Origin of the sequence: Mesorhizobium sp. M2A.F.Ca.ET.067.02.1.1 (genome assembly GCF_004023285.1) — a bacterium.
Classification (GTDB): domain Bacteria; phylum Pseudomonadota; class Alphaproteobacteria; order Rhizobiales; family Rhizobiaceae; genus Mesorhizobium.
Window position 1 is genome coordinate 1 of the sequence record NZ_RZSB01000287.1, and the last position, 6,911, is coordinate 6,911.

The following is a 6,911-nucleotide window of genomic DNA, read 5'->3' on the forward strand; positions in this document are numbered from 1 at the left end:
AAGCAATGCGGCGCTGGTAGCGGCGGCTGTGGGGATTTATCGCGGAGCGTGACCCGTTCCTCGCCCCACGAAGTGGGGAGAGGTGGCTCGGCGAAGCCGAGACGGAGAGGGGAGCGCCCTACGAAGGCCCCTCTCCGTCCGCTTCGCGGACACCTCTCCCCGCCTTTGGCGGGGCGAGGAAACGCCCTCACTGCATATCCGCGTCGGCCCTCGACTCCGCCCGCTTCTCATCCGACACCACGGCGAGGTCCAGCACCTTCTGCAGGCCAGCCGCGTGGCGGAAGGTCGGTTCGGTCTGCACGCCGCTCTTCACCGCTTCGACGAAGCGCTGGTAGTTGGTCGGCACGGAGCCTGCGTCGAGTTCCTCCCATTTGGCGTTCTCGACATTGCCGCCGATACAAGCCCTCAGCATCGAGCCGTCGAGATTGTGCACGACCTCGACGGCGCCCTTGTCGCCATGGATGCGCAGGCGCAGTTCGTTGATATGGCCGGTGGCCCAGCGGCTGGCATGCACCACGCCGAAGGCGCCGTTGGAGAAGTCGAGCGTCATGGCGAAGCTGTCATTGGCGTCGAGCTGGTACTCGCCGATACGGTTGCCCGGCGCCTTGTCGAAGGCGCGCAGCCGGCAGAAGACATGGTCGATGTCGAGCGCGGCGCCATAGCTGGCGAAATCGAGGATATGGATGCCGACATCGCCCAGCACGCCGTTCGAGCCGTGGCCGCGCGACAGGCGCCACAGCCATTTCGGATCGGTGCGCCAGTCGCCCCAGAATTTCGACACCAGCCAGCTCTGCAGATAGGACGCCTCGACATGGCGCACCGTGCCGATCTCGCCGGCCTGCACCATCTGGCGGGCCTTCTGCAACGCGGGCACATTGCGGTAGGTGAGGTTGACCATGTTGACGATGCCGGCGACCTCCGCCGCATCGGCCATCTCGTTGGCCTTGCCGAAATTCTCGGCCAGCGGCTTCTCGCACAGCACCGGCTTGCCGGCGGCTACCAGCGCCATGGTGGTTGGATGATGGATGCGGTCGGGCGTGACATTGGCGACCGCGTCGAAATCGCCCCAATCGAGCGCCGCCTCAAGCGAGGTGAAGCGCTTCGGGATCTTGTAGGCGTCGGCGTACTCGCCGACGCGAGCCGCATCGACGTCAACCGCGCCGACGATGTCGACGCCCTCGATGGCGCCGAAGCGGCGGGCATGTTCCTGCGCCATCCAGCCGGTTCCGAGTATCAAAAGCCGCATTTATGCTCCTCCGAGCGATTTGGTTCGATTCAATCGCGCCAGGCGAATGTGGCCCAGGCGCTGTTTCCGCGCAATCCCAAGCACAGAGGGAAATGTTTTCTAGCGGAAGCCGGCCTCGCCATGCGCGTGCAGCTTGCCGCCGCGCTCGACGATCGGCTCCAGCGCCTTCTCGACCGGCACGTTCGGCGCATCGAGAATGGCGGGCTCGGATCCTTGCGGGTTGTGCGCCCACTTCACCGCGTTGCGCAGCACCTTCTGCACGGTGGCGTCGTGGTAGGTCGGATAGGTCTCGTGCCCGGGCCGGAAGTAGAAGACATTGCCGGCGCCGCGCCGGTAGGTGAGGCCCGAGCGGAACACCTCGCCGCCCTGGAACCAGGAGATGAAGACGGTTTCCAGCGCCTCCGGCACGGCGAACTGCTCGCCATACATCTCCTCGTTCTCGAGTTCGAAGAACTCGCCCAGGCCTTCGGCAATCGGGTGCCTGGGGCTGGTCACCCAGAGCCGCTCGCGCTCGCCGGCCTCGCGCCATTTCAGCGTGCAGGGCGTGCCCATCAGCCGCTTGAAGATCTTGGAGAAATGGCCGGAATGCAGCACGATCAGGCCCATTCCTTCCCAGACGCGCTTTGCAACGCGCTCGACCACCTCGTCGGCGACGGCGCCATGGTCCTTGTGGCCCCACCAGACAAGCACGTCGGTCTCGGCGAGGCGGGATTCCGGCAGGCCGTGCTCCGGCTGCTCCAGCGTCGCGGTCGAGGCGGAGATCGCCTTGTCCGCATTCAGCGCCTTGGCGATGGTCGCATGCATGCCTTCCGGATAGATGGAGGCCACCACCTCATTGGTCCGCTCATGGATGTTCTCGCCCCAGACGACAGCGCGAATTGTCATGGATTGCCTCGTGAAATGGTTGGGAGCCGCCCCCGCGCCATAGATAGCGCCTTCGCCTGGTATTGGAAGCGGGTTCGTGATGTAGCCCCCGCCTATGGCGTCTTCGCGCGCCCGCTTGGCAAGCACGCTTCGGCTTCCGGGCGCCGCGCAACACCATCGTGATCGGCAGGTTCGTCATGTCGGCGGCGCTGGTCGCCACGGCATCTATTTGATCAGGGAAATGGATCAGCCCTTTTCCGGCCCGATCCAGATCTCGCCAGCGCCGTTCCAAAGGGGGCTGGCGGAGTTGAAGCAGTAAGATCACTACTGGCCCAACCACTCGATCAGCCACTTGGCTGCGGCTTCGGCGCCGTCGGCGCGGATCTCGCTGGCCACTTCTCGAGCGCGAATCCTGACCTTTGGCGCCAGCGCCACGTCCAAGGCCGCGGGCAATGACTCCGTCGTCGGCACCGCGCCGCCATGCGCAGCCCCGATGCCCAGCTCGGCCACGCGCTTGGCCCAGTAAGGCTGGTCGCCGATCTGCGGCACGACCACCTGCGGCGCTCCCGCCCGCGCGGCGGCGACCGTGGTGCCGGCGCCGCCGTGATGGATGACCGCGGCGACGCGGCCGAACAGCGCCTGCTGGTTGACCTCGCCCACTTCGAAGCAGTCGTCGCGATCATCGATAAGACCGAGCCCGGCCCAGCCCTGTGCGAGCACCGCGCGAAGGCCCCTGGCGCGGATCGCCTCGATGGCCGCGCGGCCGGTTTCGCTGGCGACCGAGATCGAGCCGAAGCCCACATAGACCGGCGGCGGGCCGGCATCGAGGAACGCGTCGAGCCGATCGGGGAGGGGTCGTTCGTCCGGCAGGATGCAGGCGCCGGTCTGCACGGCGTCGATCAGGTCCGAGGGCAGCCATGGCCCCAGCACCGGGTCGCAGGCGAGCAGGACGGGATTGCCGTAGACATAGTCCCGGACATTCTGCACCGGCGGCAATCCGAGCGATGCGCGCCGGCCGTTGATCGCCTCGCCGAAGAGCGCGTTCTTGGTCCGGATGTCTGTCTCCCACAGCAGCCGGTTGTCGGTCACGCCGGCCGGCAGCGGATGTCCAGGATATTCGTGCGGCCGGTTGTGCTGCGACGGCAGCCAGATGGGGCAGAACGTGCCGAGCACGTAGCGCATGCCGCGTTGTTCCGCGACCAGCCGCGCGGCGGCGCAGGATGGGAAAAGGCCGAACGCCACCACCGCGTCGCAGCCTTCGGCGGCCGCGCTCAGCGCCTCATATTGCCTGGCGGCGATCTCGGCCGCCTGGCCGGAGATGAGCCTGGCCCGGTCCTCGGGCGACGCCGATCGCGACCGGTTGACCATTTCCTTCGCCCATTCGCGCACCGGCGCGAAGGCCGGCGCAAAAGCCACGCCGGCGCGAGCGGCCAGCGCCGCAAACTCCGCGTCGCCCGGCGCGCTCGCCCGGGCATTGACGCCATGCGCCTGCAAGGCCGCGCCCAGCGCCGCCAAAGGCTCGACGTCGCCGCGCGAGCCGTAAGTCGATAACAAGATCCGCATTCCGTGCTCCGCTTTCTTTTTTCGGAGCAGCGTTGATACGCCATGCCCAGGGGCTTGCCGCAAGCCCGGGCTGCGCCATATGTACATCCTGGGAAGGGTCGTTATCGCTGCCCAGGTGAGGTTGCCGTCATGGCCGCAAGCCGCGACGGTGGATTTTTGGCGCGAGGCCCTTCGGACCGGCAAGTGGGGACTGACAAATGCCGGCGACACGTTCGCCGGCGGGTGCAGGCTTAACCCTGGCGGCCTTCCTGGGCGACCTGGGTCGGGGACCTTGTCAGGCGCGGCACCACGACAAGGCGTTTGATCTTGCCTTTCTTGTAGGCGGACAGGAAGCGCTGGTAGTCCTTGAAAACGAGGCAGCCATTGGATTCGGCGCGGCCGCCGCGCAGCATGTAGGTGTGTGCGAGCAGGCCGTCGCGGCCATATTTGTTCTTACCGCTGGTCGGCGTCAGCCGGATCGCCTCGACGCCGTGGAAGCGCGATTCGCGCATCGTCAGATTGTAAGTGTCGGGCGGCGTCGGTCCGACATTCTTGCGGTTGACGAAGCGCGGCTGGTCGACCATCGAGCCGTAGCCCGAATGCGCCTCCAGCTTCGAACCGTCAGGCATGTAAACGGTCCTCGCCGAAATATCGTAGACGGCGACGCCATTGCCCGTCGAGGGGCCGTTGAACAGGCTGCGGAAGGCGCCACCAAGGTTGCCGCGCTCCGGCGTGTCCGGCTTGGCATAGGCGAGCATCTCCGACGCCTGCGCCTTGCGCTTGCCGGGCTTGGTGTCGGCCACTATCGGCTTCGAATTCGCCACGCCGGGCAGGGCCTGGTCGCCGCTTCTCGGTGAAACCGCCGTCGGCGCGCTTTGCGCGGTGTCGGCCGTGGTCGGCTGCGGCTTGGCCTTGGCGGCCTGCGGCTTCACGGCCTCCGGCTTCTGCGGCTTGGCCGCGTTCTGTTCGGGCGCTTCTGTGGCGCGCTCCAGCGAGGTGCGGGGGCGAAGGCCGGGCACGGCAATGGCATCGGGCAAATCGTCCTGCGGCGGCAGCGAGGCGATCTGATAGGCGCCGTCCTGGCCATTGTCCGCATTGTTAGCAGCATCGGGGCCGGCGACATCGGGCGCGTCGCTGTTTTGCAGCGCGACGGCGGTCGGAACATCCGCCGTATCCTCGGGCGCGACGTTGGCAAGCGCCAGCGCCAGTTCGGAAGCGCCTGGGGTCTCGGCCGGCTGCAAACCGAAGCGCGCTTCGATCGGGGCGTCCGGCTGTGCGCCGCCGAAGCGGCTTGCCGAAGGCAGGCTGGCCAGCAGGAACGGCGCCTTCTCGGCACGGGCAAAGGCGTCGGCAAGCTTCTGCGGCGAAAGCGCCGCGCGCTTCACAACGCCATCGAAGCGGTCGGCGGCTCCGGCGGCCGAAGCCACCACCACGACCTTTTCATGCGCCACGCTGTCGGGCGACGGCAGCTTGAGCCGCGCCATTTTGCCGTCACGGCCATTATTCTTCAGTTTTTCAACGGCTTGCCCGTTATGGCTGAAGCTTGTCGCAAGGCTGAAGCAGCCGGCATCGCAGCCGCCGGTGAGTGAGGCCGCCTTGTAGCCGCCATTGACGCCAAGATGCGGCGCCCAGGTATTGGCGATCTGCCGGCGCTGGTCGCCAAGGGCGATGGTGCGCATGCCTTGCGGCAATCCGTTGGAAGCGGCGGTCAGCGAGGTGCTCACCGAATAGAGCCCCGCCAAGGTGGCGGCGGACCATAAAGCGAGGGCGGCGCCGACAGCAGGCACCAGGACCCAACGATGACCAGACTTTTTCGAAGTTACCTCCCCATTAGGAGCGTCACCCCGGTTTTTCAAACGCAAAAACGCCATACGACCACTCTCAATCGGCATGCCGGTTTTCGCACCTGGCACCCGTCACGATCACAGTTCGCCGGTGCCCCCTGCACCTTCACGCGTCTGTTGCCGATTGATTCAAAAGATGGACAAAGATGGTTAACCAATCCCTCCACCAATCGCCGATTTGGCGACGGTCCACACGAAAAAAGAGCCCTCCATGGTCTTCGCCACGGTAAAAATGCTCTCCCTCACCCGCTTTGCTGCCCGTTTTTCCGGCCTCTGTCAAGAAACCGTGAACAACGGAACCGCGACATCTTCAGCCGGCTAGAGGCCGATTGGGGTCAAAATGCGACTATTCGGCAAACCTCGATACAGGCAGGCCGGAAATGTTGTGGACCAGCCGATCGGCCGGCGGCCCAGGATCGCTTTTTGCGCCATCCGGACAAAAACACCCAAAAAAAGTCACTGCGGTCGGGGCAGCTTCCGCCCGCGAATATCCCTCTTGACCTTCCAGTTACTGGAACCCGTAGCGTTCGCAAAGGATCGTCCCGGCGGCGTCCTTCCCAATCGCGATCCAGGAGAAAAAGATGCTGACGGTCGATGTTTCCGAAACGCCAGCCGAGGCAATGCCGCCGCTGCCCGGACGGCTGAGGCCGATCGCGCCGCTTGGGGCTCCCACGGTCAGCCGCCGCCTCTTCCTCACCGAGGCCATGACGAACGGCAAGGCGTTCGATATGGGGCGTGTCGACACCGTTGCCCAGGGCGGCGATACCGAGCTTTGGGAAATCGTCAACCCGGCCGACATGGATCATCCGTTCCATATCCACGGCACGCAGTTCCAGGTTGTCGAGCACGAACGCGACGGCACGATCGCCAAACCGCCCTATCTGGCGTGGAAGGACACGGTCAACGTGGCGCGCGGCGAGACGGCTCACGCGCCAGGAGCGGCCGGGCGCGCGCATGTACCACTGCCACATTCGGGAGCATGAGCAGCTCGGCATGATGGGCATCGTCGACGTTAAGGCATGAGGTCTCGCATCATTCTGAGGGCGGTTTTGCTGGCGCTCGCCCGCCCGTTGATCCTTGCTCCGTCGCTGGCCGCGGGGCCCGGCGACACCATCGTGGCCGCTCGCCAGGCCTCGATGAAGGAGATGGCGGCCGCCGCCAGGGCGATCGCCGAAATGTTCGACGGCAAGCGCGCCTATGAACCAGCGGCTTTCAAGGCGGCGGCGGACGCGCTGAGCGCCCGCGCCGGCGGCCTGACCGGGGAATTCCCGCAGGGCACGCTTGGCGCGCCATCGGCCGCCAGACCGGAGATCGACCAGGCCCGGCCGGAGTTCGAGGCGCTCGCCCGCCATATCGGCCGGCTCGCCGACGCGCTCGCGATCAAGGCGGGGAACGCGCCGCCGGAGATCACCGCC

Annotated in this window: 6 protein-coding genes; 2 read left to right on the top strand and 4 right to left on the bottom strand. The window is 66.3% G+C overall.

What is annotated here, in order from left to right; all coding sequences use genetic code 11:
- Positions 1–187 precede the first annotated feature (187 nt).
- The 4 genes from EOA28_RS19435 to EOA28_RS19450 all read right to left on the bottom strand — a co-directional run bounded on the left by EOA28_RS19435 (position 188) and on the right by EOA28_RS19450 (position 5,376).
- Positions 188–1,246 (bottom strand): Gfo/Idh/MocA family oxidoreductase, encoded by a 1,059-nt coding sequence (locus EOA28_RS19435; protein ID WP_127253793.1) that lies wholly within the window; start codon positions 1,244–1,246, stop codon positions 188–190.
- A gap of 99 nt (positions 1,247–1,345) precedes the next feature.
- A complete protein-coding gene (locus tag EOA28_RS19440) occupies positions 1,346–2,131 on the bottom strand; it encodes a ThuA domain-containing protein (RefSeq protein WP_127253792.1) in 786 nt (261 codons plus the stop codon).
- A 303-nt stretch (positions 2,132–2,434) separates the two neighbouring features.
- Positions 2,435–3,673 carry a glycosyltransferase gene (locus tag EOA28_RS19445; RefSeq protein ID WP_127253791.1) on the bottom strand — a complete coding sequence of 413 codons (1,239 nt, stop codon included), beginning with the start codon at positions 3,671–3,673 and terminating at the stop codon, positions 2,435–2,437.
- Positions 3,674–3,903: 230 nt separating this feature from the next.
- Complete coding sequence (locus tag EOA28_RS19450; protein ID WP_245501557.1) at positions 3,904–5,376, bottom strand: tlde1 domain-containing protein; 1,473 nt, start codon at positions 5,374–5,376, stop codon at positions 3,904–3,906.
- Positions 5,377–6,077: 701 nt separating this feature from the next.
- Here EOA28_RS19450 and EOA28_RS19455 point away from each other — a divergent pair.
- Complete coding sequence (locus EOA28_RS19455) at positions 6,078–6,479, top strand: multicopper oxidase domain-containing protein (RefSeq protein ID WP_245463239.1); 402 nt, start codon at positions 6,078–6,080, stop codon at positions 6,477–6,479.
- Between the two features lie 36 nt (positions 6,480–6,515).
- A partial coding sequence (locus EOA28_RS19460; RefSeq protein ID WP_128315164.1) for a cytochrome c occupies positions 6,516–6,911 on the top strand: 396 nt, incomplete at its 3' end.

Bases quoted from the DNA above. Each gene is read 5' to 3' on its own strand.
- EOA28_RS19455 (WP_245463239.1), top strand. From the start codon at position 6,078: ATGCTGACGGTCGATGTTTCCGAAACGCCAGCCGAGGCAATGCCGCCG.
- EOA28_RS19440 (WP_127253792.1), bottom strand. From the start codon at position 2,131: ATGACAATTCGCGCTGTCGTCTGGGGCGAGAACATCCATGAGCGGACC.
- EOA28_RS19445 (WP_127253791.1), bottom strand. From the start codon at position 3,673: ATGCGGATCTTGTTATCGACTTACGGCTCGCGCGGCGACGTCGAGCCT.
- EOA28_RS19435 (WP_127253793.1), bottom strand. From the start codon at position 1,246: ATGCGGCTTTTGATACTCGGAACCGGCTGGATGGCGCAGGAACATGCC.